The sequence below is a fragment of the Streptococcus sp. A34 genome (genome assembly GCF_043674115.1).
In the GTDB taxonomy this organism is placed as follows: domain Bacteria; phylum Bacillota; class Bacilli; order Lactobacillales; family Streptococcaceae; genus Streptococcus; species Streptococcus suis_V.
Genome location: NZ_JBIMJM010000069.1, coordinates 1 through 1,232, shown reverse-complemented (window position 1 = coordinate 1,232; position 1,232 = coordinate 1). Strand labels below are relative to the sequence as shown.

Here is a 1,232-nt window from a genome sequence, read left to right as displayed (position 1 = left end):
CGAAAGTTCTATAATGAAGTTAGCCACCTTACCTTAGTCAAGAATTAGATGTTTCACTATGTTTGAGTAAGTTGATGATTTCATTTGATAACAGGCTTGAAGCTGTTAGGCTAGGTGCCCAAGGCTAATCATAGCCTTGGTTTAGCTGAAAAAACAGCTTCAAGGGTTCCTGTTGTCAAATGAAATGTGATTTAAGGTATAAGAAAACACCTCTGTGCTATACTTGTTGTTCACCACAAACACAAGGAAAGGCACAGAGATGCAAAAGTATTATACACCAAAAGGGAAACATTTGACAATAGATAACCGTCGCTTGATTGAGCGGTGGAAGAATGAAAATAAGTCCAATCGTGAAATTGCAGGCTTGTTAGGAAAGGCTCCTCAAACAATTCATAATGAAATCAAGCGTGGGACAACCTTACAACAAGTGCGAAAAGGGGTCTACAAGAAAGTTTATTCTGCTGATTATGCACAAACTGTTTACCAATCCAATCGAAAACGGTCGGTTAAAAAGATAATCCTAACGAAAGAAATGAAAGAGAAGATCTTACACTATCATAAGCAAAAGTTTTCTCCTGAAATGATGGTTAAGAAGAAGCAAGTGAAAGTAGGGATTTCAACCATTTACTACTGGTTTCATAATGGTCATTTAGGATTGAAGAAATCGGACATGCTTTATCCTAGAAAATGGAAAGGTGTCAAGAAGCAAGCCAGTCCGAACTTTAAGCCAGCTGGTAAATCAATCGAAGAGCGACCAGAGGTCATCAATCTTCGATTGGAAAACGGTCATTATGAAATTGATACAGTTCTACTAACCAGAGCGAAAAATCAGTGTCTTTTAGTCTTAACCGACCGACGAAGTAGACACCAAATCATAAGATTAATTCCAAATAAAACTGCTGAATCTGTCAATCAGGCACTTAGGTTACTATTAGCTGAGTATCATATTTTATCAATAACTGCAGATAATGGTTCGGAATTTAGTCGATTGGTTGAAGTGTTTCCTGAGGAACATATCTTCTATGCACATCCCTACTCTTCATGGGAAAGAGGTTCAAATGAAAACCATAATCGATTGATTCGGAGATGGTTACCTAAAGGAACCAAGAAAACGACTCCGAAAGAAGTCGCTTTTATCGAAAATTGGATTAACAACTACCCTAAAAAATGCTTGGACTACAAGTCGCCAAGTGAATTTCTTTTGGGTGGCTAACTTCAACTTGAAATTTGGG

Annotated in this window: 1 protein-coding gene; it reads left to right on the top strand. The window is 37.7% G+C overall.

The annotated features are described in order from the left end of the window. Positions 1-259: 259 nt before the first annotated feature. Complete coding sequence (locus tag ACHBGV_RS10235) at positions 260-1,213, top strand: IS30 family transposase (protein ID WP_171999814.1); 954 nt, start codon at positions 260-262, stop codon at positions 1,211-1,213. The last annotated feature ends 19 nt before the right edge of the window (positions 1,214-1,232 follow it).

What these genes read in the sequence shown, in the direction of transcription:
- ACHBGV_RS10235 (WP_171999814.1), top strand. Translation starts at nt 260, where the DNA reads ATGCAAAAGTATTATACACCAAAAGGGAAACATTTGACAATAGATAAC.